General features: G+C 36.0%; 29 protein-coding genes and 1 riboswitch. Of the genes, 16 read left to right on the forward strand and 13 right to left on the reverse strand.

Annotated features, from left to right (window positions below; genetic code table 11):
* Positions 1-267 precede the first annotated feature (267 nt).
* Positions 268-891 (forward strand): MBL fold metallo-hydrolase, encoded by a 624-nt coding sequence (locus NST93_RS03400; RefSeq protein ID WP_405101194.1) that lies wholly within the window; start codon positions 268-270, stop codon positions 889-891.
* Positions 892-1,132: 241 nt separating this feature from the next.
* Here the strand turns inward: NST93_RS03400 and NST93_RS03405 are convergent, their stop codons facing one another.
* The 9 genes from NST93_RS03405 to comGA form a co-directional block, all read right to left on the reverse strand.
* Complete coding sequence (locus NST93_RS03405; protein ID WP_405101196.1) at positions 1,133-1,375, reverse strand: DUF2626 domain-containing protein; 243 nt, start codon at positions 1,373-1,375, stop codon at positions 1,133-1,135.
* 74 nt (positions 1,376-1,449) lie between these two features.
* A complete protein-coding gene (locus NST93_RS03410; RefSeq protein WP_405101198.1) occupies positions 1,450-2,148 on the reverse strand; it encodes a helix-turn-helix transcriptional regulator in 699 nt (232 codons plus the stop codon).
* A gap of 115 nt (positions 2,149-2,263) precedes the next feature.
* On the reverse strand, positions 2,264-2,638 hold the full coding sequence (locus NST93_RS03415; protein WP_405103985.1) for a hypothetical protein: 375 nt from the start codon (positions 2,636-2,638) through the stop codon (positions 2,264-2,266).
* A complete protein-coding gene (comGF, locus tag NST93_RS03420; protein WP_405101200.1) occupies positions 2,604-3,059 on the reverse strand; it encodes a competence type IV pilus minor pilin ComGF in 456 nt (151 codons plus the stop codon). The genes NST93_RS03415 and comGF overlap by 35 nt, the downstream gene beginning before the upstream one ends.
* Positions 3,007-3,348: a hypothetical protein gene (locus NST93_RS03425; RefSeq protein ID WP_405101202.1), complete on the reverse strand. Its 342-nt coding sequence runs from the start codon at positions 3,346-3,348 to the stop codon at positions 3,007-3,009. The genes comGF and NST93_RS03425 overlap by 53 nt, the downstream gene beginning before the upstream one ends.
* Positions 3,317-3,757 carry a competence type IV pilus minor pilin ComGD gene (comGD, locus tag NST93_RS03430; protein ID WP_405101204.1) on the reverse strand — a complete coding sequence of 147 codons (441 nt, stop codon included), beginning with the start codon at positions 3,755-3,757 and terminating at the stop codon, positions 3,317-3,319. The genes NST93_RS03425 and comGD overlap by 32 nt, the downstream gene beginning before the upstream one ends.
* 2 nt (positions 3,758-3,759) lie before the next feature.
* Complete coding sequence (gene comGC / locus NST93_RS03435; protein WP_405101206.1) at positions 3,760-4,062, reverse strand: competence type IV pilus major pilin ComGC; 303 nt, start codon at positions 4,060-4,062, stop codon at positions 3,760-3,762.
* Positions 4,063-4,075: 13 nt separating this feature from the next.
* Positions 4,076-5,134, reverse strand: coding sequence for a competence type IV pilus assembly protein ComGB (gene comGB / locus NST93_RS03440; protein WP_405101208.1), 1,059 nt, complete (start codon positions 5,132-5,134; stop codon positions 4,076-4,078).
* A complete protein-coding gene (gene comGA / locus NST93_RS03445) occupies positions 5,085-6,104 on the reverse strand; it encodes a competence type IV pilus ATPase ComGA (RefSeq protein WP_405101210.1) in 1,020 nt (339 codons plus the stop codon). Before comGA ends, comGB begins: the two co-directional genes overlap by 50 nt.
* 134 nt (positions 6,105-6,238) lie before the next feature.
* On the opposite strand from comGA, the gene NST93_RS03450 reads away from it, so the two are divergent.
* Positions 6,239-6,415, forward strand: coding sequence for a YqzE family protein (locus NST93_RS03450; protein ID WP_405101212.1), 177 nt, complete (start codon positions 6,239-6,241; stop codon positions 6,413-6,415).
* Positions 6,416-6,419: 4 nt separating this feature from the next.
* On the opposite strand, the gene NST93_RS03455 is transcribed toward NST93_RS03450, so the two are convergent.
* Both NST93_RS03455 and NST93_RS03460 read right to left on the reverse strand, forming a co-directional pair.
* Positions 6,420-7,196: a YqhG family protein gene (locus NST93_RS03455; RefSeq protein ID WP_405101213.1), complete on the reverse strand. Its 777-nt coding sequence runs from the start codon at positions 7,194-7,196 to the stop codon at positions 6,420-6,422.
* A complete protein-coding gene (locus tag NST93_RS03460; RefSeq protein WP_405101215.1) occupies positions 7,183-8,844 on the reverse strand; it encodes a DEAD/DEAH box helicase in 1,662 nt (553 codons plus the stop codon). The genes NST93_RS03455 and NST93_RS03460 overlap by 14 nt, the downstream gene beginning before the upstream one ends.
* Before the next feature lie 139 nt (positions 8,845-8,983).
* Positions 8,984-9,076, forward strand: a riboswitch (glycine riboswitch).
* Positions 9,077-9,292: 216 nt separating this feature from the next.
* Between NST93_RS03460 and gcvT the strand changes: the two genes are divergently transcribed.
* Genes gcvT through gcvPB form a run of 3 tightly spaced genes read left to right on the forward strand, consistent with a single transcriptional unit; the run spans position 9,293 to position 13,232 of the window.
* Entirely contained in the window at positions 9,293-10,411 is a 1,119-nt protein-coding gene (gene gcvT, locus NST93_RS03465) for a glycine cleavage system aminomethyltransferase GcvT (protein WP_405101217.1), read from the forward strand.
* Positions 10,412-10,423: 12 nt separating this feature from the next.
* The gene (gcvPA, locus tag NST93_RS03470; protein WP_405101218.1) at positions 10,424-11,773 is read left to right on the forward strand and encodes an aminomethyl-transferring glycine dehydrogenase subunit GcvPA; all 1,350 of its coding nucleotides are present in this window, start codon (positions 10,424-10,426) and stop codon (positions 11,771-11,773) included.
* Positions 11,766-13,232 (forward strand): aminomethyl-transferring glycine dehydrogenase subunit GcvPB, encoded by a 1,467-nt coding sequence (gene gcvPB, locus NST93_RS03475; RefSeq protein ID WP_405101220.1) that lies wholly within the window; start codon positions 11,766-11,768, stop codon positions 13,230-13,232. The genes gcvPA and gcvPB overlap by 8 nt, the downstream gene beginning before the upstream one ends.
* Before the next feature lie 100 nt (positions 13,233-13,332).
* Here gcvPB and NST93_RS03480 read toward each other — a convergent pair whose 3' ends face one another.
* Positions 13,333-13,704 (reverse strand): rhodanese-like domain-containing protein, encoded by a 372-nt coding sequence (locus tag NST93_RS03480; RefSeq protein WP_405101222.1) that lies wholly within the window; start codon positions 13,702-13,704, stop codon positions 13,333-13,335.
* 329 nt (positions 13,705-14,033) lie between these two features.
* Between NST93_RS03480 and NST93_RS03485 the strand changes: the two genes are divergently transcribed.
* The 3 genes from NST93_RS03485 (at position 14,034) to NST93_RS03495 (ending at position 18,184) form a co-directional block, all read left to right on the forward strand.
* Entirely contained in the window at positions 14,034-16,598 is a 2,565-nt protein-coding gene (locus tag NST93_RS03485) for a vitamin B12-dependent ribonucleotide reductase (RefSeq protein WP_405101224.1), read from the forward strand.
* A gap of 182 nt (positions 16,599-16,780) precedes the next feature.
* A complete protein-coding gene (gene mntR, locus NST93_RS03490) occupies positions 16,781-17,203 on the forward strand; it encodes a transcriptional regulator MntR (protein ID WP_405101226.1) in 423 nt (140 codons plus the stop codon).
* Positions 17,204-17,296: 93 nt separating this feature from the next.
* Positions 17,297-18,184, forward strand: coding sequence for a patatin-like phospholipase family protein (locus tag NST93_RS03495; protein ID WP_405101228.1), 888 nt, complete (start codon positions 17,297-17,299; stop codon positions 18,182-18,184).
* 103 nt (positions 18,185-18,287) lie between these two features.
* Here NST93_RS03495 and NST93_RS03500 read toward each other — a convergent pair whose 3' ends face one another.
* The gene (locus tag NST93_RS03500) at positions 18,288-18,677 is read right to left on the reverse strand and encodes an SA1362 family protein (protein ID WP_405101230.1); all 390 of its coding nucleotides are present in this window, start codon (positions 18,675-18,677) and stop codon (positions 18,288-18,290) included.
* A 520-nt stretch (positions 18,678-19,197) separates the two neighbouring features.
* On the opposite strand from NST93_RS03500, the gene NST93_RS03505 reads away from it, so the two are divergent.
* The 8 genes from NST93_RS03505 (at position 19,198) to spoIIIAE (ending at position 24,931) form a co-directional block, all read left to right on the forward strand.
* Positions 19,198-19,725: a YqhR family membrane protein gene (locus tag NST93_RS03505; protein WP_405101232.1), complete on the forward strand. Its 528-nt coding sequence runs from the start codon at positions 19,198-19,200 to the stop codon at positions 19,723-19,725.
* An 80-nt stretch (positions 19,726-19,805) separates the two neighbouring features.
* Entirely contained in the window at positions 19,806-20,867 is a 1,062-nt protein-coding gene (locus tag NST93_RS03510; protein ID WP_405101234.1) for a M24 family metallopeptidase, read from the forward strand.
* A 23-nt stretch (positions 20,868-20,890) separates the two neighbouring features.
* On the forward strand, positions 20,891-21,451 hold the full coding sequence (efp, locus tag NST93_RS03515; RefSeq protein WP_405101236.1) for an elongation factor P: 561 nt from the start codon (positions 20,891-20,893) through the stop codon (positions 21,449-21,451).
* 181 nt (positions 21,452-21,632) lie between these two features.
* The gene (spoIIIAA, locus tag NST93_RS03520) at positions 21,633-22,547 is read left to right on the forward strand and encodes a stage III sporulation protein AA (protein WP_405101238.1); all 915 of its coding nucleotides are present in this window, start codon (positions 21,633-21,635) and stop codon (positions 22,545-22,547) included.
* A 7-nt stretch (positions 22,548-22,554) separates the two neighbouring features.
* The gene (gene spoIIIAB, locus NST93_RS03525) at positions 22,555-23,067 is read left to right on the forward strand and encodes a stage III sporulation protein SpoIIIAB (protein WP_405101240.1); all 513 of its coding nucleotides are present in this window, start codon (positions 22,555-22,557) and stop codon (positions 23,065-23,067) included.
* 17 nt (positions 23,068-23,084) lie between these two features.
* Complete coding sequence (gene spoIIIAC, locus NST93_RS03530) at positions 23,085-23,285, forward strand: stage III sporulation protein AC (protein ID WP_405101242.1); 201 nt, start codon at positions 23,085-23,087, stop codon at positions 23,283-23,285.
* A gap of 69 nt (positions 23,286-23,354) precedes the next feature.
* Complete coding sequence (gene spoIIIAD / locus NST93_RS03535; protein ID WP_405101244.1) at positions 23,355-23,747, forward strand: stage III sporulation protein AD; 393 nt, start codon at positions 23,355-23,357, stop codon at positions 23,745-23,747.
* Between the two features lie 11 nt (positions 23,748-23,758).
* Positions 23,759-24,931: a stage III sporulation protein AE gene (spoIIIAE, locus tag NST93_RS03540; RefSeq protein ID WP_405101246.1), complete on the forward strand. Its 1,173-nt coding sequence runs from the start codon at positions 23,759-23,761 to the stop codon at positions 24,929-24,931.
* The last annotated feature ends 9 nt before the right edge of the window (positions 24,932-24,940 follow it).

Genomic DNA, 24,940 nt, shown 5'->3' on the forward strand with positions numbered 1-24,940 from the left:
ATACCCGAGCGGTTTCTCTCACGGCCGATAGCCTATTTTGTTCCAGCTATTTTGTGTTCTGAACACTGCTTTAGTAACAGAGGATTGAAATGTTTTCCACAGTAACATTATTAGCTACTCCTTTAAATTGGTTGACAGATATATATACATAATCTTAAAAAGTATTTCAAGAAGGAGGAAGAATAAATTATAGAAGAAGTTCGCTATTGAAGTTAGTTTGTGGCATAATATGTAATTGTTTAGAAAGAATAGGGAGGTAGCAGAATAATGGAGATTAAAGTCATGCCAGTTGGATTATTTTCTACAAATTGCTATATCATTTCTCAGGAAGATCAAGCATTGGTTATTGATCCGGGTGGAAATGCAGAAGGTATTCGTAATTATATTGACGATAATCAACTTTCCGTACAAGCAATATTATTAACACATGCTCATTTTGACCATATAGGTGCTTTAGAAGAACTAAGAAAGGCTTATAATGTTGGTGTATACATAAACGCAGCAGAGCAAGCATGGTTAGGGAATCCTCAAATGAATGGCTCATATAAATTAATAGGAGAGGAGATCATTGCATCACCTGCTGAAAATTTATTAAATGAAGGGAAATTAACGATAGGGAGCTTTACTTTGGAAGTAATTCATACCCCAGGCCATTCACCTGGCAGCGTCAGCTTTATTTTCCCTGAGTCTCAGCAGATTTTTAGCGGGGATATATTATTTAATCAAGGGATTGGAAGAACAGACCTTCCTGGCGGTGATCTGTCTGTACTTGAAAAGTCTCTAAAAGAAAAGTTATATGTACTTGATGAACATTATATTATTAATCCTGGTCATGGTCCAAGTACTTCTATAGGCTTTGAGAAAGAGAATAATCCATTCTTTCGTATATAACAACGATAGCTTCTAAATTAATAATCGTTTCTGCTGGGGTTGTGCAAGAAGATAGGAGGACAGCAAAGCTATCCTTAATGTTTTTCTGATTACAATAGGTGAGTGTCTATATCATATTTTTGAACAGAACACTATTTATTCTTTTATAAGAAATGGATTATTCTAATGATTTTATAAGAAAAGTAATTATCGCCAAATTAAAAAGTCATGCACTTTCCATGCATGACTTTTTTCTTGAGTTTTAGCTGCCGAAACCAGGTACAAGTATAAATTCAGAATACCATGTATATCCTACGATGAACACCGTTAAATACGCTCCGAATAAATACATATACATTCTTTCAGACAATCTCAAATAACTAACTGTAAGGAAAAATACTGTTTGGACTAAGGATAATACTGCAGGTCCCATCATATCACCTACGTAGAACATTACAGAAAAAATACCTGTCCAAAAAGCAAGCACGCGAAACATACGATCCATGCCTTTCCCCCTCCTTTTACAATACCTTTCATTGTTATTATAAACGAGGAAACAAATATTGTAAACGATTCACATTAAACATTTGTAAGTTTCGCGGTGTAAGCACAATTACTGCAGCCGTCTGTGAACATATTTTTCTCTTCAATTAATTCTATCCCAGTGAATAAAGCTTCAAACATGCCTTTAAGAAATGAATGATGCATATCACAAACTATTTCATAGTTGTCTGTCGCAATTTCCTTAAATGGACAATTTTGGACGGAAAAGGAGATGCTTTCACTTTCAGGTTGATAGGTAAATGTGGGGTACATCCCAAGCATACGCCCGGCATTTTCCAGCATTATAATCTTTTGGTCAATAGTTGTATCAGTATTCTGGGGTAAAGTATAATTTTCAATGGCTTTTATTCCATATTTTTTACCTGTTTGATATAGGGCTTGTTTGCCAGGTTCGCCTAGCTCTATTAAAGACTCAAGTGTAATAGAAGAAAGAATTTTATAATCGCGTGCTGGGAAGTTCACTTCAATTACTTCGTCTGAAAGTTTATAACGCCTTCCGGGGCGACCGCCTTTTCCTGTTTTTAATAAATAAGAAGTTACAAGGTTCACATCTTCTAATTTAGATAAATGAAGTCTTGCAACGTTCGGATGAATATCAAATAGTTCCGCAATCTCTGTAACATTAACATCCTCATGGTTCTCTACTAAATATTGATAAATATTGAATCTGGTTGGATCACTCATAACATTTGTTACCTTTAATGTTTTCTCCATTAAAATCACCTCAACCTTATTCTTATTATTATCTTTATTATATTAGAAAGCGTTGAATGATTGGTGAAAAAATTCACATTGTTAAAAAGTGTACATAATTCAAAGTGCCTGCTATTCAACGGACAAGCAAATGATTAATTGAAAAGTATGCATCAGATTCTTTATCATGAAACGTAATAAGGAATTGTAGCTTCACATAATGCTCTGTGTAATCGCTAACCGAAATGTCAACTGTTCCATCAGGAAAATTGTAGCTGACTGGGGATAGAGGGGGACCTGACTCAGATAAAGTTTGTTTATACTTCGTTTGTGCTGTTTGAAAAAGTGTTTCAATTTTAACTTGTTCTATCTGTCTTTTAGTGATATAAACTTCATTGCGATAACTAGCTATGCTGCTTGTGACAAGAATGAATAATAGGGCAATAGTAAATAATACTTGCAGCATAATGAAACCGTCATTTTTCATTATAGAATGAAAATGTCCTTTCATATGTTGTTCCTTTCTTATTTGTGATTACAATTTTAATTCCATAATCATTTTCAATAAAATCTGCTGCAGCAACGTCACGCAGATATATTTCATGTCCCTTATTATCAACTTGTCTGCGGATTTGATCATTATATTTACTTATTACCGAGACCCGCTCTTTTTCCTGTAAAAGATATAGCTTGTTATCAATAACAGAGAACGTATGAGTTTGAATTAGCTCATCGCGAATAAAACGATAAAATTCATTTACTGAAAGTTCATCATAGCTGGTATTTGGATGAACGATTCTAATTGTGTAGCTGAGAAAGGGAAGTGTCATTACAAGTATAGCTATCATTGCAAGTGCTATGATGAAAGTGAAGCCTTTTTCATTTGTTAGAATGGGCATATAAACAGTGTGTTTCGCTGATTTGTTTGGCATTTTTCCACTCAACACATCCTTTAATCAATTGATTTATTTCAATAAATTTGAATTGCAGGGGGGTGCCTGAAATATTATCGCTATATGCTGCAGGTAAAATAGGTGTGTCTGTCCAAATATATTGCTGCAGTTCTTCATGCAGCTGATAAATGGCAATTCTTTTATCACGTAGTATATTTTTCTCAATTTGTAATTGGTTTAGAATCGGGACAAAGATAGCGACTGTACTTAGAAACAAACTTGCAGCAATAATTACTTCAATTATTGAATATCCGTTTTTCTCTTTCAATATAAAACCTTCCTTTGCCTAACGGAAAAATAAAAGCAATTCTTTCATCCTCTGAATACATCGTAATAGTCCTGGGACTAAGGAATGTGCCGCTATTGTGGAATTCAAGAATTCGATTAATTCCAACTATCGACCATCCACGTGGATAAGATCTTTTTGCATAAGGGACATTTGTTCCATGAAGAATTAAATAATGGTCATCAAAAAATCGTATATACATCTTACGTTTGGATTGTATACTCGCTTGATTTTGAATTAGCAGTACATCAAACTGAAAAAGTTCAATAAATTGTTTTTCTTCCTGCTTTGTAATAGTCGAAGCATGGAAGGGTGCGGCAAATAAGATAAGTATTGAAAGAACACTTAATACGAGCAGCATTTCGATTAAGGTAAAAGCATTCTTTCTCATCTTTATTGTAAAATTACTTTTCCGTTCGATAGAATTAAACGTGTATCATTATTGCAGCTTGTCTGGCTTTCATCGATATAATCATTTGTGAGTAGATCATTGATAGATGAAGCATAGGAGCCATTATCCAGATAATATGCATCCGCCTGCGCTTGGACAACTGCTGCTAGTGCCTGACATCCTTTATCATTTACATTATTTGTCTGGTTGGTTAAGTTTGGAATAATTAATATAAGCAGTACAGTTATAATCAGCATGACGACTAACATCTCTACTAGTGTGAATCCTTTTTGATTTTTTAACATTATTCTTTCTCCTTTAAAATGTATTTATTAATTGGAACATGGGCCACATTAAACTTGCGTATATAAAAACAATAAAAACTGCCAGTATTACATAAAATATTGGTTGAGTTAATGTTATAGCCTGCACAATAATACGTTGTATTTCTTCTAAAGTCATCTCACTGTACATAGCTAAATCTTTTTCAAGAGCGGACGCATCTGCATTCTTCTGAAATATTCCAGATAGCTGCTTTTCGATAAAAGGTAACTCTGTAAGCAAAGTATTGATGTGAAAGCCGCGATTTAAATCTTGAATCAATAATTGTGCATAGAAACTTATTATTGGCAGTTTTTGCTGAGTGGCTAATTCCTGCAGTATCTCTTTGAGTGAAAGGTCAGCCTTAAGGAGAGAACAAAAGTGTGCAGCAAATTGAAAGGAAGTTTGCAGACGGAGAAAGCTGCGGTAAATGGGGATAGAGTTATAAAACTTCAGTTGCTTGTCAATCTTAATATGTTTCTTCCATACTTTCCAAAATAGTACGGAAATAAAAAGTGAAAGTACGCCAATTATAAAAACATATTGAAGAATATCCATTATGAGAATAAGCCAAAATATGGTCTGCTGTGCATGGGTTGAAGATTGAAGCAGGGAATGAAAGGATGGGAGCACTTGTTGATTAATAAAGAAAAGTACGAGGGAAAAGATAAACAATAGGATAAGCGGATAGCGCAAAATCTGCTTGAACTTTCTTGTGTTCTGCAAGTGTTGTTCAAACATTTCAGCGCATTTGCCAATAGTCTCAGCAAGATTGGAATTTGCTCGAGTAAAATAAAGAAAGGAGCGGATTATATCGTGAAATTCTAACTCTTCCAAAATATAATCAAATCGTTTTCCTGCTTTTAGAGCGGTAATAAAATGGTCAGCTATTTTTGTCAGTTCTTTATCCCATGCGATAACCTCTAATGCTTCCAGCAGCGGATAACCATTACCAAGTAAACGTTCAATTCGCTTCAGGAAACGCAATTGAATTTGTTCAGGAAATTTATTTTGCTGTTTCGTAAAAATTTGTTTCATTGAAGAAACCATATGCATATGCTTTCCTCCTTAAGTGTTCGAACGAATGATAACCATCATATTGATTGCTGTTCTGATTCAGTATTATTTTTTCTAATTTATCTCCCTCAAGCAGTTCCAGGATTGCAGCGCGTCGTTCGACATTGCCTTTTAGTTTGATTGGGATTAATTGTAAAGCTGCAACAGCAATTAGTGATTGAAGCAGATCCTGTTGTTTTATTCCCATTTCAAGTAACCGAAAAATTGTGCCTTGGGCATTTTTTGCATGTAAGGTGCTTAAAACAAGATGACCAGTTAAGGAGGCATTGAACGCGAATGCTGCCGTTTCATTGTCTCTAAGCTCCCCAATCATAATCATATCTGGGTCATGTCTAAGTGCTGCTTTTAGGCCCGCTTGATAAGTAATGCCAGCTTTTTCATTTATTTGCACCTGGAGTACATTATCTAATCTTCTTTCGATAGGATCCTCTAACGTAATTGTCTGATAGGACTTTTCATTAATGATATTTTGCAGTAATGCATATAAGGTAGTGGTTTTTCCGCTGCCTGTAGGTCCAGTAAGAAGTATTATTCCAGAGCGGTTTTCTGTCCAGGATTTTATCCTATTTAATTGTTGTGGAAAAAGAAATAAACGTTCGAGAGGAAGCTGTTCTTCTTGCGGCAGGATTCTTATTGCGAGGCTCTCTAAATCTGAAAGCGGGAGAGTGGAAAGCCTTAGTGAAAATATGCCTGATGGATGCATTTCATGAGGGATGCTGCCATCCTGTGGTTTCTTTGATATACCTATATCCATTCCAGACGTAAATTTAAAATAAGTGAGTAAGAGCTCATAATGTTTGATGGTAATGGCTTGCTGGAAAATGCGTTTACCTTGGAGGCGAAAGTAGATTTTTGTCTCATTGGAGAAGGGATAGAAATGAATATCTGTGGCCTGTTGATCAATTGCTTTATTAATTAGCCTTTCAACAATTGGCAGGGCAGGGTTCAATGTAAAGTTCACCTCCTTATTCTTTGTTTAAATAATATTATTCGACACAACAATCGTATATCCTCTTTTTATTTTATTTTTTGTATATATTTTTTAAACTCGTATATGCTATAAGAAACAAGGAGGTTAGAATGATGTCAACAAACAACTATTTGAAATTTTTAACAGAAGAGGTAGTCCGGTACTTTAATCATTCGAAAGTTGAAAGGAAGAAGAAAAAGGAGGAAGAGAGACAGACAAAAGTATTTTATATGAATCGCTGGTTTGGTTTGCTGCCATTTTCTTTTCGATTATTTATAAAAAATAAATGAAGCATTATAATGCTTCATTTAAATAAATCAGTCCTCCATTTACTACCTCCAGTCTTATTTCCGGTTCGTATCGCGTTTTTAATTCTTCTATTTCTTTCGCAAGCAGTTTGTCATTTTGATTATCCTGATAAAAATGATTTAATACTGCAATTTCTTCTTTTAATGTTTGTTCTGCCTCAAGGGCCCAATCATGTGGTTGTTTCTCAATATAATTTAATACAACACTTTCAACTCTGCGATAGCCATTCGTCAATGAAATAAGTGGAGAGAGGGTGAAACAATAATTTGAAATTTGCTGTTTCAAATCCAGCTTGTTTAATTCCTCCATCATGTTGACAATAATTTTGCCATTTATTAATTGAATACCTAAGGAAATAAGCTCAGCTTTTTTCTGTCTGCCTTTATAGCTTATTTTTATATTTGTCAGCAGCCAGGGATACAATGCCGTATTCTGTTCAGCATGTATTGCTTCAAAAAGCAGTGTGTATTTTTCTTGTTCAATTAAGTAATTCCAAATTTGCTGGAGTCGAGGACTTCCAAAATGTATCCATTCTCCTTCCTCATTTTTCCTGTCGGGGTTAGTTATTAACGTTAATGTCATTGGAGAACCTTTTTCACCTATACTATTAATATAATGCCAATAGAAGGGTCGGTTCATTAAAACCTTATCCAATTCCTCCGTAAGCTGAACGCTAATTACCCCATCGTGCTGTGCTAAAATTTCACATTGATTTGCTGCGAAAAAATCTACGATAAATTTCTCTAAGTCAGCTATGTTCAATTCCTTCACCTGCCGTTTCAGATTCTTCTGCCATCTGCTTTACAATTGATGCTAAATGCTCCATCTTAATTTTTGCTTCCCCCTCAGAGCTTGACTCTGAATAAATTGCTTTAATTTCCTCTTCCATATTCGAAATATTTAATTCAGATAGTATTGCATCCAACTTTCCGATTACATTTTCAAATAATTGAATTTTTCCATAGAGAATGGTCAGGATATGTTCTTCAATTGTATGACGCACTGCCATATTATATATCTTTACATCATGATTTTGACCAAAGCGATGAATTCTTCCAATCCGTTGTTCGACCTTCATGGGATTCCATGGCAAATCATAATTTAGCAGATGGTGGCAAAATTGCAGATTCACTCCTTCTGCACCAGCCTCTGTAGCAATTAAGACCTGCGCTTGGTCTCGGAAAAGTTGAATCATCCAGTCTTTTTTTCCGCGTTTAAAACCTCCCCGAAAAGGCACAGAGCTAATCCCGTGTTGCTGTAAATACCATTGAAGATAAACCTGGCTTGCACGGTATTCTGTGAAAATAATGATTTTCTCGTTACCGATAGATTGAATCAATTCGATTGCCTTTTTTGCCTTTGCATGGTGTGGCAAGGTTTCAATTGTCTGAATAACCTTTTGTAATTCGTGTTTTTCTTGACTATTGTCTAAGAGCTTTGCGAGAGAGAGGTAACAAGCCTCCCGTGAAGAACATAATTCGCGCAGCAAAGTAATCTTTGTAAAAGAATTAAAATCAGGTGCTAATTGATTGAGCAAGCTATATACATTCTGTTCTTCTTTGGTGAAGTCGACCCAGATTGTTTGGATACACCGATTTGATGGGGCGATATCTGTATTTTTTCTTGTATTGCGAATCATAACACTGTCGATAAGTTGTTTTAGATAATTATGATCCCCTGTATGATTGGCTTTTCCTCCATATCTTTTCTTAAAAGAAGTGAAGTCTCCAAGATGCCCGGGTTTTAAAATAGCAATTAAATGGAATATTTCCATCAGGTCATTTTGGATAGGTGTAGCTGTTAATAGCAAGCAATATTTTTTATTAATTGCCCGCACAAATTCATAATTTTTCGTTCTATGGTTTTTTAGTTTGTGTGCTTCATCAATCAAAACAAAATCATATTCATTTTTTAAGATCTCCTCACGATGGGGAGAACGTTTTGCAGTATCTAATGAAGATACAATTACCGCGTTTTGATTCCAGCTATGATTCTTGCGAAAAGCAACTGTTGGTATTAGGAATTTACTGTTTAATTCGTTGACCCATTGATTTACCAAGGAGGCAGGCACAAGTATCAACGCTTTTTTTACCAGGCCACGTATCATATACTCCTTTAAAATTAACCCAGCCTCGATTGTTTTGCCCAGACCAACTTCATCTGCCAGAATGGCTCTCCCATTCATTTTCTCAATTGTTTTTTTCGCTGTTTGCAATTGATGATCAAGAAAATTCATCTGTGGTAAAAGGTCTAAGCTTCTTAAACCGGTAAATGTCGGGATGATTCTATTTTGTTCAGCTTGATAAGCAAGTGATAATAAATGAAAGGGTGAGAAGGGTCCATCTTTATTCAATTTCTCTTCAAGATTGCTAATATATTTATTGTCTTTTTGTAAATGAATAAAATCCATATGATACTCCCTTTTCCTGTTATTAAAATTTGGATTTCACTATACCTTTTCCTATAATTATGGTATTATTCAAGAAAAGGCAGAGGTTTTCTGTTTTATTCTTTTAGTTTTACCATTATATCTAAAAAATATGCTGTGGATGAAGATAAGGGGAGAGCTTACAATTTCTTTGTAACGCCGAAGGAGCAAGCTAAAAGACGAATCTCTCAGGCAAACAGACTCTTATCAGACACAACTCTGGAGAGCGTTTACATTTTGTAAACCACCCAAGAAGCAAGTGCTTACATTGCTATAAACATGTAAGTGCGCAACTTTCTGGTACAAGGACAGAGATTTCTTTAACATCAGAAATCTCTGTTTTTTCATGTCCGAGAAATCTGAATAATGCATTTAATTCGGGTTTGCTTTGTTAAGGACGCAATAAATTCTTTAGGGGGAGAGGATAGGCTTGACGACAGAATTAAGAAGAACGCCGGTTTTTCCTGAGTATGCTAAGGATGGCGGGAAGACAATTGACTTTGGCGGCTGGGACCTGCCAGTACAGTTTTCTGGTATAAAGGAAGAACATGAGGCAACAAGGACTAGAGCTGGGTTATTCGATGTTTCTCATATGGGAGAAATTACTGTAAGAGGAACAAAAGCTGTAGAATTCCTGCAAAGAATGACAACGAATGATATTAGCAAACTGACACCGAAAAAAGCCCACTATACTTTTCTATGCTATGAAGATGGAGGAGTAGTTGATGATTTAATTGTATATATGCTGGAAGAGGATAATTATCTTCTTGTTGTAAATGCAGCGAATACGGAAAAAGATTATGAGTGGTTAACAAAGCATAATTCATATGATGCAAGTGAACTTAAGGTGACCAATGACTCGAATGATTATGCACAGCTTGCAATTCAAGGTCCTTTCGCACAATCGATTTTACAGGAACTAACAAATACAAATCTAGATGAAATTAAATTTTTCCAATTTGCAACAGACGTAACCTTCCAATCTATTGAGGATAAAGGTCTGGTTTCTCGATCCGGCTACACAGGTGAAGATGGTTTTGAAATTTACATTTCCCCTGATAGTGCGGCAAAGCTTTGGCACCTGATTTTAGAGAAAGGAAAGGGGAAAGGATTAGTTCCTGCTGGACTTGGGGCCCGTGATACATTGCGGTTTGAGGCTAATCTTCCTTTATATGGGCAAGAACTTTCGGAGGATATCTCACCTATTGAAGCGGGCTTAAAATTTGCTGTAAAAGTTAATAAAGAAGCTGAATTTATTGGAAAAACTGCACTTAAAAAGCAAATTGACAATGGCCCGGCAAGAAAAATCGTCGGAATCGAAATGATTGATAAAGGCATTCCTCGTACAAATTATGAAGTGCTATATGACGGCAAGGTCATTGGTCATATTACATCGGGTACACAATCACCAACATTAAAAAAGAATGTTGGCCGGGCAATAATTGAAGCAGGGTATGCTGATGTTGGAACAGAATTACTGATTCAAGTGAGAAAAAGAGAGCTTAAGGCAAAAATAGTTCCCACACCATTCTATAAACGGGAAAATTAAGGAGGGGTTACCATGGAATTTCGTTATTTACCTATGACAGAAACAGATAAAAAGGAAATGCTGGACGTGATTGGCATCGATTCCACGGAAGAATTATTTTCGGATATTCCTGAAAAAATTCGTTTTAGGGGAGAACTGAATTTAAAAAAGCCAAAAAATGAACATGAGTTAATCAAAGAACTTACTGTAATGTCGAATAAGAATATTAACTTAAAGGAATACAGCTCATTTTTGGGTGCAGGTGTATATGACCACTATATTCCATCGGTTGTGGATCATGTAATTTCTCGTTCTGAGTTCTATACAGCATATACGCCATATCAGCCGGAAATCTCCCAAGGAGAACTGCAAGCAATCTTCGAGTTTCAGACAATGATATCTGAACTGACTGGTCTGCCGATCGCTAATTCTTCGATGTATGATGGGGCAACATCATTAGGGGAAGCAGTTAACTTAAGTGCAGCACACACAAAAAGAAAGAAGATTTTAGTATCAAAGGCAGTTCATCCTGAGTCACTTGCAGTTGTGAAGACATATGCAAAAGGACAAAACTTAGAAATTATTGAAATTGATCATAATGGCGGTATCACGGATCTAGAACAGCTTGAAGCAGCGTTAAATGACGAAATAGCGAGCGTAGTAGTGCAGTATCCTAACTTTTTTGGCCAAATTGAGCCATTAGCTGAAATTCGCAAACGAATCGATTCACAAAAGAAAACCATGTTTGTCGTATCAAGTAATCCACTTGCCTTAGGATATTTGACTCCACCCGGAGAGTTTGGTGCAGATATCGTTGTTGGAGATACGCAAGTGTTCGGCATACCTGCACAATTTGGCGGGCCGCATTGTGGTTATTTCGCTACAACAGAAAAACTGATGCGAAAAACTCCTGGAAGATTAGTTGGTCAAACAACAGATGAAAATGGTGACCGTGGTTTTGTATTAACACTTCAGGCAAGAGAGCAGCATATCCGTCGGGATAAGGCAACTTCCAATATCTGTTCAAATCAAGCGTTAAATGCACTTGCAAGTTCAGTTGCTATGAGTTCCATAGGTAAGCACGGCTTAAAGAAAATGGCAGAACTGAATATGAAGAAAGCAAGATATGCAAAGAAGAAATTTGCTGAAATGAATATCAATGTACTTTTTGACCATCCATTCTTTAATGAATTTGTTATTGAATTAAAGAAGCCTGTTATCGAAGTAAATGAATTGCTGCTGGAAAAAGGATTTGTTGGTGGTTATGATCTTAGTCGCGATTATCCAGAACTAGGTAATGCAATGTTAGTTGCTGTCACGGAAATTCGTACAATAGAAGAAATTGATTATTTCATTAAAGAAGTGGGGGATATCGATGGCTAATAAAGACTTTCCTTTAATTTTTGAACGAAGTAAAGAAGGAAGAACAAGTTACAGTCTTCCGGCACTTGATGTGCCCGATATTGAAATAGAAGATGAACTTGATGAGGCATATATTCGCAAAAATGCACCAGAATTGCCTGAAGTGAGCGAATTAGAAATCATGCGCCACTATACAGGTTTGTCTAACCGAAATTATGGTGTTGATTCAGGGTTCTATCCACTAGGATCATGTACAATGAAGTATAATCCTAAGATTAATGAAGATGTGGCCAGACTAACTGGTTTTACACATATCCATCCTCATCAGGACCCTAAGACGGTGCAAGGGGCGTTGGAAATGCTTTATGATTTGCAAGCTTCCTTAAAAGAGATTACAGGAATGTATGAAGTATCTTTACAGTCAGCTGCAGGAGCGCACGGGGAATGGACGGCATTAATGATGATTCGTGCTTTTCATGAAGCAAATGGAGATTTCCATCGCACGAAGGTAATTGTCCCAGACTCAGCACATGGTACAAATCCAGCATCTGCTGCTGTTGCTGGTTTTGATTCTGTGACGGTTAAATCAAATGAGCAGGGTCTTGTTGATATTGAAGATTTAAAGCGGGTTGTTGATGAGAATACAGCCGCATTAATGTTGACCAACCCCAACACTTTAGGGCTATTTGAAACAGAAATTATGGAGATGGCAGAAATTGTTCACAGTGTTGGTGGAAAACTTTATTATGATGGTGCCAACCTGAATGCCATTATGGGTTATACGCGACCTGGAGATATGGGGTTTGATGCTGTTCACTTAAACCTTCATAAGACATTTACTGGGCCCCATGGAGGTGGTGGACCCGGCTCTGGACCTGTAGGGGTTTCAGAGGAGCTTGCACCGTTTTTACCAAAGCCGGTAATTGTAAAGGAAGAGAATGAATATAAATTAGAATATAATCGACCACAATCTATTGGACGCGTGAAGCCTTATTATGGGAACTTCGGGATTAATCTTCGTGCATACACATACATTCGTACAATGGGTGCAGAAGGGCTGAAGAAGGTAAGTGAATATGCTGTATTAAATGCCAATTATATGATGCGTAAGTTAGAGAAGGCATATGATTTGCCATATAATCAGCATTGTAAGCATGAATTTGTATTATCAGGGAAGAAACAGAAAAAATTAGGTGTGCGTACACTCGATATCGCAAAACGTTTGCTTGATTTTAAATATCATCCGCCGACGATTTACTTCCCGTTAATTGTAGAAGAAGGCATGATGATAGAACCTACAGAAACTGAATCAAAAGAAACGTTAGATGGATTTATTGATGCGATGCTTGAAATAGCCGTTGAGGTTGAAAAGAACCCAGAAATTGTACAGGAAGCTCCACATCATACTATCTTAAAGCGTATGGATGAAACAACTGCTGCACGTAAACCTGTTTTGCGCTATCATACTGAATCTAAGTAAGGATAACTGAGCTATAATAAAACAAAACGGTACTAAACTTTCATAGAAGAAAGTTCAGTACCGTTTTTAATCATGACAGAAATTTGCTGAAAGAAATAATTTATTTTCTTTTGATTTTTCCTGTCCAATTCTTAAATCCGCCTTTTAATTGGTAGATATCTTCATAGCCTTTTTTATGGAGAATCTGTGCCGCACGAGATGAACGGCTGCTTTTTTGGCAGTAAAGGTAAACTGGTTTATCCTTTCTGATTTCAACTAAACGCTGTTTAAGTTGCGTTACTGGGATGTTTCGCGCACCAAGAATATGGCCGGCATCAAATTCTTGCGGTTCACGGACATCAATTAATTGTGCTTTGCGATATCCCTCAACCCATTGATCTTGGGTTAATACTTTTAGATACATTTTTTGTCTATAGTAACGGAATACCGTTACAGCTAAAAGTACAATCAATACTATAATTAAAACTTCCATTTCATTTTCCCCCGTCTTTCACATATATCACTTTCTATTATAGGATATTTTGCCTGTATTTTAAAGTTTTTCGTTATTCTTTTTGTGTAATTTTAAAATCTTTATTTTTTAAGAAGAATGTCGAATTTTAGTGTGTTATCCTTGAATAGCTTTAAAATCCTAATGGTTTCTTTTATTGACAAAAGAGCTTACATCTAGTTTAGTTACAATATATAGTATTAATAATTAAAAAGGATACTATATATTGTTTTATTCGTTCGTTTATGATATTGTAATTGTACCATAAAAATAATAAAAAAGCTTATTTAACTTTTTTGAGGAGAGATTTCATGTCGACATTAGTTAAAGAAAAGTACGAAATAAATATTGAAGCTCTGAATAGTGATATTGCATTATTTGATGCCGTTCATCCGATTACAGAAGATATGAAACTTACACATAGTGGGGTTTCACGATTAGTAATGTTAGATAGATATTCTTTTAAAGATACAGAAAAGAAAACATTAAAAGCAGGGGACTTTGTTGTATTGACTGTAAAGTCTGATCCGAAGTTTCCAGCAAGAGGCCTGGGATTTGTGAAATCTATTAACTGGGATAGAAAAGAAGCTGAAATTAAAGTTCATGACGATTATGTTGCAGTGCTTGATAACGAAGATGAAACAAAAACTGGCATTGTCGTTCGCTCACTTGATGTAATAGATAAACCATTGGAAATATATTATGAACAAATTGCAAGAAGAAATGCTTCAGGTCTTTCAGTAGTTGAAGAAACTGATGAAAAAGCAAAGAGCTGGTTTGATAAGTTTAATAAAGAATTATCTGATCTGAATTTTGTACCAGCAGGACGTGTGTTATACGGTGCAGGTGCAAAAACCGATGTAACTTATTTCAATTGCTATGTGATGCCATATATTAAAGACTCTCGTGAGGGGATCTCTGATCACCGTAAGCAAGTAATGGAAATTATGTCACGTGGTGGTGGTGTTGGAACAAATGGTTCGACACTGCGTCCAAGAAATACATTGGCACGAGGAGTAAATGGAAAATCATCCGGTTCTGTTTCTTGGTTAGACGATATTGCAAAGCTCACACATCTTGTTGAACAAGGCGGTTCGAGAAGGGGTGCGCAAATGATTATGTTAGTAGATTCGCATCCTGATATTATCGAATTCATTATCTCTAAGATGCAGAACCCACGTATTCTTCGCTATCTAATTGAAAATATTGAAGATGAACAGATTAAACTGCTAGCAAAAGAAAAATTAAACTTTACGCCACTTACGGAGACGGAATTTGATCTTTACCAAAGCATCTTAAATTATAAACGAATTCCAGGTCAAGGCGGGTTTACTAATGCAGCTATGAGAGAAACAGAAGAAAAACTGGCTACTGGCGGAACGTATAACGTTCATAATCCTGAGTTTCTTACAGGTGCAAACATCTCTGTATGTATTACGAAAGAATTTATGGAAGCCGTTGAAAATGATGAAATGTACGAGCTTCGTTTCCCTGACGTTGAAAACTATACACCTGAAGAAATGGAAGCATATAATGAAAAATGGCATGAAGTTGGAGACGTGCGTAAATGGGAAGAAATGGGGTATGGTGTACGCGTATACCGCAAAATAAGAGCGAAAGAGCTTTGGAATTTAATTAATATTTGTGCAACTTATTCAGCTGAGCCGGGCATCTTCTTTATTGACAATGCAAATGAAGAAACAAATGCGACTAGCTATGGTCAGCAAGTAGTAGCAACAAACCCGTGTGGTGAACAACCTTTAGCACCTTACAGTGTTTGTAATCTAGCAGCGGTAAACCTTGCAGAAATGGCTGATAAGGAAACAAAAACAGTTAACTATGAGAAACTCAGAGAAACCGTACGAACTGGTGTAAGAATGCAGGATAATGTTATTGATGCGACACCATACTTCCTAGAAGAAAATAGAAAACAAGCATTGGGAGAACGTCGTGTTGGTTTGGGTGTAATGGGAATGCATGATTTACTTATTTACTGTGAAACGACCTATGGTTCTGATGAAGGAAATAAACTTGTAGACAAGGTATTTGAAACAATTGCTACAACTGCTTATCGTACTTCAATTGAAATTGCAAAAGAAAAAGGAAGTTTCCCGTTCCTTATTGGTGAAACAGAAGAAGAAACAGCCCAGTTGCGTAATGCATTTATCAATACAGGCTACATGAAAAAGATGCCGGAAGATATTCGACAAGATATCTTAAAATACGGCATTCGCAATTCGCATCTCTTAACTGTTGCTCCAACTGGAAGTACAGGAACAATGGTTGGTGTATCTACAGGACTGGAACCATACTTCTCATTCTCGTACTACAGAAGTGGACGTCTTGGCAAGTTTATTGAAGTAAAAGCTGAGATTGTACAAGAATATTTAGATAAACATCCAGAGCAAGATCCCAATCATTTACCAGAATGGTTTGTATCGTCTATGGACCTGTCACCAGAAGCACATGCGGATACACAATGTGTTATCCAACGTTGGGTAGATAGCTCTATTTCTAAGACAGTAAATGCACCTAAGGGCTATACAGTTGAACAAGTCGAAAGTGTATACCAGCGTCTCTATAAAGGTGGAGCTAAGGGTGGTACTGTGTATGTTGATGGGAGCCGCGATTCCCAAGTGCTTACATTAAAAGCGGAAGAGAATACATTCGGTGAGCAAACCGAGTTATTTGATGAAGAGGCAGAAAAACCAAAGGTTGTATTAATGGATACAATTCAAGAACTTGATTCTACTAATGTTACAATTGGCTCGGAAATTGGTGATACTTGTCCAGTATGCCGCGAAGGCAGCATTGAAGATATCGGGGGCTGTAACACCTGTACAAGCTGTGGCGCACAGCTGAAATGCGGATTATAAAGAATAAGACCAGTATTGGATAAAGCTAGTATTTCAACTATTATACGGCTTAAGACCAATTCTGGTCTTTTTTTTGCCGAAATATCTAATTACTTGTCTCCTATTCTTTTTTGGGGTATTCTATAATCAAAGAAAGAGTTTTGCACTGAATAAAAAATTATGCTTTGAAATGAGGGGAACATATGCCAACTCCAAGTATGGAAGATTATATTGAGCAAATATATATATTAATTGAAACAAAGGGATATGCTCGTGTATCCGATATAGCCGAGGAACTTGAGGTTCATCCTTCTTCGGTTACTAAAATGGTGCAGAAGCTAGATAAGGACGATTATGTTAATTACGAGAAATATAGAGGATTTGTTTTAAGCCCTAAAGGGAAAAAAATTGGTGAGCGTTTATTATATCGTCATGATTTACTTGAACAATTTTTAGAAGTTATTGGGGTAGATAAAGAAAATATTTATAACGATGTTGAAGGAATCGAACATCATTTAAGCTGGAATTCCATTGACCGGATTGGCGACCTAGTCACCTATTTCAAAGAAGACAAAGAACGCTTAAACAACTTAAAGAAGATTCAGGATATAACAAAAAGTAAATAAACAGGACATCAGCAGATGTTCTGTATTTTTTATGTTCTAAACAGCTCGTTTCAGTTCGTAAAATATAGTATTAGAAAACTGGGAGGAGAATCGATGCGAATTGATGCAGTATTTTCCGGAGGCGGAGTAAAGGCTTTCGCATATCTTGGTGTATTGGAGAGCATTGATAAACGAGGAATACAAATAGAAAGAGTTGCTGGCACATCAGCAGGCGCTATTATTTCATCCTTTATCGCAGCATCCTTTACTATTGATGAAATAAAAAAAGCTGTCCATGAATTAGATGTAAAATTATTTATGGATCCGCCAGTACTCACGAGATATTTCCCATTCACTAAATGGCTTTTTCTCTATTTTCAGATGGGAATTTACCGGGGAGATAAATTGGAACGATGGCTGACTATGAAGTTGGCAGAAAAGAATATCCATACATTTAAAGATATAAAACCAGGATATTTGAAAATTATTGCGAGTGACCTGTCACTTGGCAAACTTGTCGTTCTTCCAGACGATCTTAAGGAATATTATGGGATTGACGCAAATGACTTTTCAGTAGCAAAAGCAGTTCGGATGAGTGCAGGCTTTCCTTTCTTTTTCATGCCTCAAAAAATAAAAGGAAAGTCAAAAACGAAGAGCATTATTGTGGATGGAGGTTTATTAAGCAATTTTCCACTATGGGTGTTCGGCAAAGGCAATAGTTATCTGCGGCCTGTGCTTGGAGTGAAATTAACAGAGAAATCAACAGGAAATGGAACAAATAATATAACGAATGCATTGAATATGTTTCAAGCTCTGTTTTTAACGATGAAAAAAGCACATGATATGCGCTATATTTCAAAAGATGAAGAGAAAAACATATTATTTGTTCCAGTTGACAATATCGAAGCAACTGATTTTTCTATATCTGAAAAGGAGAAACAAAACCTGGCAGCCACTGGAAAAGAAAAAGCAGACACCTTTCTGGAAAAATGGCCAAGATAACAAAATCACCCAGCCAAACCGATTGCAGTTCCCGCGTTTTTACGGATGGAGCTATCGGATCCTGCTGTGCTATTGTTTTAGAACAAAAAATAAAACCGGCCAGTTAAAATGTGGCACGGTCTTTTCCTTTTGATTTATTACCTTCAATTACCCGTAAATGTGTAGCACGCTTCTTTCCCTTGCGATTTATAGCAGTGCTCTTAGTTGTTTTCTTCCATCGCGGATTATCTTCTCCTTTCCCAGGAGAAGGGTTCTGCTGGTATTTTTGTTTCGATTGTTTAACTGCCTGTTTATATTTTTTTGTTTCATCAGATGTTCCTCTTTTGCGAGAGATAAAATAGTAAAATACACCAAAGATAATTACTGCAACGCCAATCATAACGAAAATATTCAATAAGAAATTCTTTGTGTTCCCAAAAAGTTGTGAGAAGAGACCAATGACAGCTAACCCGACAATTAAATATACAAGAATAGCTGTTTTACTACGCTTCATAAAAAGTCCCCCTTTCATTCATTTCACGGAAAATACATCCTTATTATTTATATACCACATTTTAATATTAAAAAACTATGAAAGGTATTGATACGTCAATAATAAGCTGAAAATAATATTTTTTTCATAAATTAATGTTTATTAACAGTCTTAACTAATTTTGCTAAAGTATACCGCTTTTTCAATTCTATTACCATATTTATATCATGTTTATCTTTGCATTGGAAGGATCACTTCTATTGTACTAAATAAAAACAGCTTTCATCATGGGAAAGAATCAATCTTTGCATGTGCAGAAGCAGAAAGAATAATTTTCACCAATGAATTACAGTCGATACGAATATGCAGAAAATTATTATGCAGAATAACCCCTAATTGATGAGACGATAAAGTTATAATCAATCATCTTTAAATAAATCTGTTCAATTTAGAAGCTGAGATAATGAACAGATAAATTCGTTTTAAATAATTATGATAGAAATATGGTTTATGGTAATACTACTTACCAGAGGTGAGACTATTGACTGAGCAAAATGCTGATAATGAAACGTATTCATCTGGGTTATTAATCGCCAGGTCTATCATAATTGCATTAGTGGGCGGTACGATTTGGAGTGCTTTTTTTGTTTTTCTATATTATTTTAGTTTTACTGAGGTAGCTCCGAAAACATTTTTACTTCGTCCTTGGCTGCAAACAAAATGGACGGACCATTGGCAAGGCCATCTTTTGTCAATTTTCTTATCTGGAATGATTTCGATCATACCTGCGATGCTCTATTATATCCTATTGAAAAAAATACACTCCATGTGGGTGGGAGCAGGTTATGGCATCATTTTATGGTGCATTGTTTTCCTTTTGTTAAATCCTTTGCTGACACCAGTTAAACCTATATTGAATTTAAGTATAGACACAATTATTACGACATTATGTGTCTTTATCCTATACGGGACTTTTATTGGTTATTCAATATCATTTGATTATCTTGAAATGAAGATTAAAACGGAGAATGAAAAGAGTGAAACAACCGAGGATAGCGCTATAAAATAGTTACTATTCACCTTCAATTATGATACACTGAAAAAAATACGATTCTTTTTTTATGTAGTTATAATGGAGGGGATGAGCAAATGTCTAAACTAGGGAAATTACGCACTGCATTGGCAGAAAACAATCTTGATGCCATTCTAATTACCAGTCCAATTAATCGGAGATACATTTCTGGATTTACTGGCAGCGCGGGTGCAGTTATCATTTCAGAAAAAAATGCTGTTTTTATTACAGATTTCCGTTATACTGAACAAGCTGAAGCTCAGGCTGAGGGATTTAATATTATTGAGCATAAAGAAGGAATTGTAGCAGAAATTCAAAAGCAGCTTATGGGAAGTAATATAAAAAGGCTTGGTTTTGAAAAAGATCATACGACATATGGACAATATGAGACCTACAAGCAATCATTTGAAGCTGAAGTTGTCCCAGTAACTGGTCTGGTAGAGGGCATTCGCATCATTAAAACAAGCGAAGAGTTAGAGGTTATGAAAAAAGCTGCGAAAATAGCGGATGATGCATTTTTACATATTCAAAGCTTTATAAAGCCCGGTGTAAAAGAAATTGAAGTCTCAAATGAACTAGAATTTTTTATGCGCAAGCAAGGTGCAGTATCATCCAGCTTTGATACAATAGTTGCATCCGGCTATCGGTCTGCAATGCCTCATGGAGTTGCTTCTGAAAAAGAAATTCAGTCTGGTGAGCTCGTGACCCTGGATTATGGTGCATTATATAATGGTTATTGTTCAGACATTACAAGAACAGTTGCGGTTGGTGAAGTAAGTGATGAACTGCGAAAAATTTATAATGTGGTGTTAGAAGCAAACCTGCGCGGGGTAAAGGAAATTAAACCAGGAATGACTGGAAGAGAAGCAGATGCTATTACAAGGGATTACATTACTGAAATGGGTTATGGCGAACATTTTGGTCACTCAACAGGTCATGGTCTAGGGATGGAAGTGCACGAAGCACCAGGACTTTCCCACCGCTCCGATCAAAGATTACAGCCCGGAATGGTGGTAACAGTCGAACCAGGTATTTATGTTGCTGGTCTTGGGGGCTGTCGTATTGAGGATGATATTGTAATAACGGAAAATGGAAATGAAAGATTAACATGGGTAACAAAAGAATTTATTCAACTATAGTATATGGTTGGGGAGGATATTAGATGATTTCAGTAAACGATTTTAAAACAGGATTAACAATAAAAGTAGATAATGACATTTTACAAGTAATTGAGTTCCAACATGTTAAGCCAGGAAAAGGAGCGGCATTCGTTCGTTCAAAGCTTCGAAATTTAAGAAACGGCCATATTCAAGAGAAGACTTTCCGTGGTGGTGAGAAAGTAGAAAGAGCGCATATTGAAACGAAGAAGATGCAATATCTCTATGCGTCTGGTGACTCCCATGCATTTATGGATACAACTACTTATGAACAAATTGAAATTCCAGGAAGCAGACTGGAAAATGAATTGAAATTTATTAAGGAAAATATGGAAGTTCATATTATAACTTATGAAGGCGAAATACTTGGAATCGATTTACCGAAGAACGTAGAATTAGAAGTAACCGAAACAGAACCAGGAATTAAAGGAGACACAGCAAGTGGTGGTTCTAAGCCAGCAACATTGGAAACTGGCATAACTGTGCAGGTTCCATTCTTCGTAAACAAAGGTGATATCTTAGTTGTCAGTACGGACGAAGGTAAATATGTTTCTAGAGCAAACTAATAAATGAAAAATCACACTTAAAAGCCCTGTAAACACAGGGCTTTTTTCTATTGGCATATTATTCCTCAATTTTAACTTCTTTATATAGAGAAATCTACTTTATATCCTGTCATATTTTATTACAACTTACATACATTTTTTATATAGTCTCTATTTAATATCTTATAGAAAGAGGATTACCATGGAAGAAATATTACGATTATTCCCTGCAGATTTTAAACAAATGATTGCAGAGAAAGTTGGTAACCGCTGGGGGAAACTAGAAGAAATAAGATGCAGACTTTATCTTCCTATTGAATTAATCTACGAGAATACAGTGGAATGGATTCATGAAATACCCCCGAATAATCAAACTGGTATGTATTTAGTTAATCAGCTGAGCGAATTTTCACTATATCGAATGGAAAATGAATTACGAGATGGCTATATCACGATTGAAGGAGGACACCGTGTTGGAATTGCAGGGAAAGTTAATACCCGAGGAGGGACCGTAAAAGCAATTCAAAACATCACATTTTTTAATATTCGAATTGCCAAACAACGGATAGGTATAGCGGAGCCTTTAATGCCACACCTCTTCCAGAGGAACTATTTAAATACTTTAATTATTGGGCCGCCGCAATCAGGGAAAACAACACTAATCCGTGACATGGTTCGTATGGTTTCTACGGGCTGGAACATACACAATCCGAGAAAAGTAGCTGTCATTGATGAGCGATCGGAAATAGGCGCAGCAATTAATGGAATTCCTCAGCACGACCTTGGACTGCGTACGGATGTTATGGACGCTTGTCCTAAAGCAGAAGGTATGATGATGATGATACGTTCCATGTCTCCAGAAGTACTTGTAGTTGATGAAATAGGAGGGCAACAAGACTTTGATGCATTGCTCGAAGCAATTTATTCCGGTGTAACTATTTTCTGTTCTGTTCACGGCCAATCGCTTGCTGATTTGAAGGAACATCCCCTAAGCAATAATCTTTTTGAAAATGGAATATTTTCACGTTATATTGTGCTTGATAAAAGGACAGGCAGCTATCAGAAAAAGGAATTATATGATGCAGAAGGAAGAAGATTAAAGGTTTTTAAGGATTGATAGCGATATGAAATGGATGGGAGCTATTTTATTAATTATTTCAACAACCTGTATTGGATTGTATGTAAGTCATCGTTTAGAAAAGCGTCCAAAGCATATCCGGCAATTTAAAAATGCTTTGCAAATACTTGAAGCGGAAATAACCTATAGTCAGGTCGCTTTGCCGCTTGCTTTTCAAACATTAGCAACACAACTGCCGAAACCATTAAACAACTTTTTCCACCGTTTAAGTGAGGACATGCTTATGAAAAAAGCAAATTTTGTTGATTTGTGGGATCGAGCGGTTGAACAGCTTGCCCGGGATGCAGGCTATAAACTGAATGAGACAGAGATTATTAAACAGTTTGGCAGCTCGCTAGGACAACATGATTTTATCCAGCAGCAAAAACAAATACAGCTGACCTTAACACATCTTGATCGAGAACTTGAAGAGGCAAGAGACGAACAAATGAAATATAGCAAGCTTGCAAAAAGTTTAGGTGTACTAAGCGGCGTTTTTCTAGTGTTATTGCTCGTTTAGTTAGAAAGGGGTATTCCATGTTTACCGATATATCTGTTTTATTTCAAATTGCAGGCATAGGCATTATTGTAGCGTTAATTCATACAATTTTAAAACAAATGGGGAAAGAAGAAATTGCACAATTTGCTACTTTGATTGGATTTATTATTGTTCTTTATATCGTAATCAATGGGCTTGCAGATTTATTTAATCAGATTAAATCGGTCTTTATCTTTTGATTCCACCTGTAATTATTAAGTTCACGCTGTATGAATAAGGGACAAGTATTCATCTTTTAGGAGAAAAAAATGGACATATTACAAATTGTTATAGTATCCATTATTGCAAGCATCATTTATATCGTAATGAAAGACATTAATCCTACATTCGCTTTTATGATTATTTTATTTGTAGGGCTCATTATCTTTATGAATGTCATTCAGCAAATAACAATTATTTTTCAAGTGATTCAATCGTTAGGAGAGCAAGCAAATGTCCCGGGTTTTTATTTAGAAACAGTATTGAAAATTATTGGTATTGCATATATCGCCGAGTTAGGTGCAAGCCTGACGCAGGATGCTGGTTTGCATTCCGTCTCAAAGAACATCGAACTTGCTGGAAAAATTTTTATTCTCTTATTGGCCATTCCAATTATTACTGCAGTAGTTGAGGCAATTATTAACTTTCTGCCAACAGTGTAAGGAAGAAGACGATGAATAAAAAACTATTTAATCTGATCATTTTATTGCTTATATTAAGTTTTGCTGTCCCAGATAAATCACATGCAGAAGATGCTGCGTTGGTACTAAAAAATGATCTTCTTGAAGAGGTGTCACTTGAAGGCGTTGAGGAATACTGGAGCAATATAGGAAAAGAGTATGGTGATTATTTACCGGAATTAGAGAAAACTTCATTAACTAACTTCTTTAAGAAAGAAGAGGGACTTTCATTAAAGAGTGTATTCTCCGGATTTACGGAGTTTTTATTCCAAGAATTAATCCAAAGCGGGAAACTCTTGGGAAGTCTTCTCTTACTAACAATCTTTTCGATTGTACTGCAGACCATGCATGCAGCATTTGAAAAAAGTGCAGTAAGCAAAATTGCATATTTTGTAGTGTTTCTCGTATTAATTTTTATTGCACTGCATAGTTTTTACACTGTAATCACTTATGCAAAAGAAGCGATTGACACAATGAGCAGCTTCATGATTGGTATAATTCCACTCATATTGGGCTTAATGGCAACCTTTGGCAACTTTGTTGCAGTGTCATTTTTCCATCCAATTATTATCTTTTTAATTAATTTTACAGGTGTGTTTATTTCTGTTTTTGTATTGCCGTTACTCTCTTTCTCGGCATTGCTTATTATTATAAGCAGCGTTTCTGATAATTATAAAGTAACAAATTTAGCTAATCTCTTAAAAACGGTTGCTTTAAGCAGTATAGGAGTTCTTTTAACAATCTTTCTTGGTGTTATGTCAGTTCAAGGTGCTGCAAGTGCAATTCAAGATGGAGTCACAATGAAAACTGCTAAATTTATTACGGGAAACTTTATACCAGTAGTAGGGAGAACATTTACAGATGCAGCAGATACCATATTGAGTGCGACGCTGCTTCTCAAAAATTCTTTAGGGATTGTTGGTTTGATTATCATTCTATTTATCTGTTTGTTTCCCGCCATAAAAATCCTAGTTATCGCTTTTGTTTACAAAGCTGCAGCAGCAGTGCTGCAACCGGTTGGGGAAGGACCTGTAATAACGTCATTGCAAGCACTAAGCACATATATTTTGTATGTCTTTGCCTGTTTGCTGACTGTATCATTTATGTTCTTATTAGCGATTGTAATTATCGTAGCAGCAAGTAATTTAACCCTTCTTCTAAGGTAGCGTGATGAG

The sequence above is a fragment of the Oceanobacillus sp. FSL H7-0719 genome (genome assembly GCF_045040795.1).
Classification (GTDB): Bacteria; Bacillota; Bacilli; order Bacillales; family Amphibacillaceae; genus Oceanobacillus.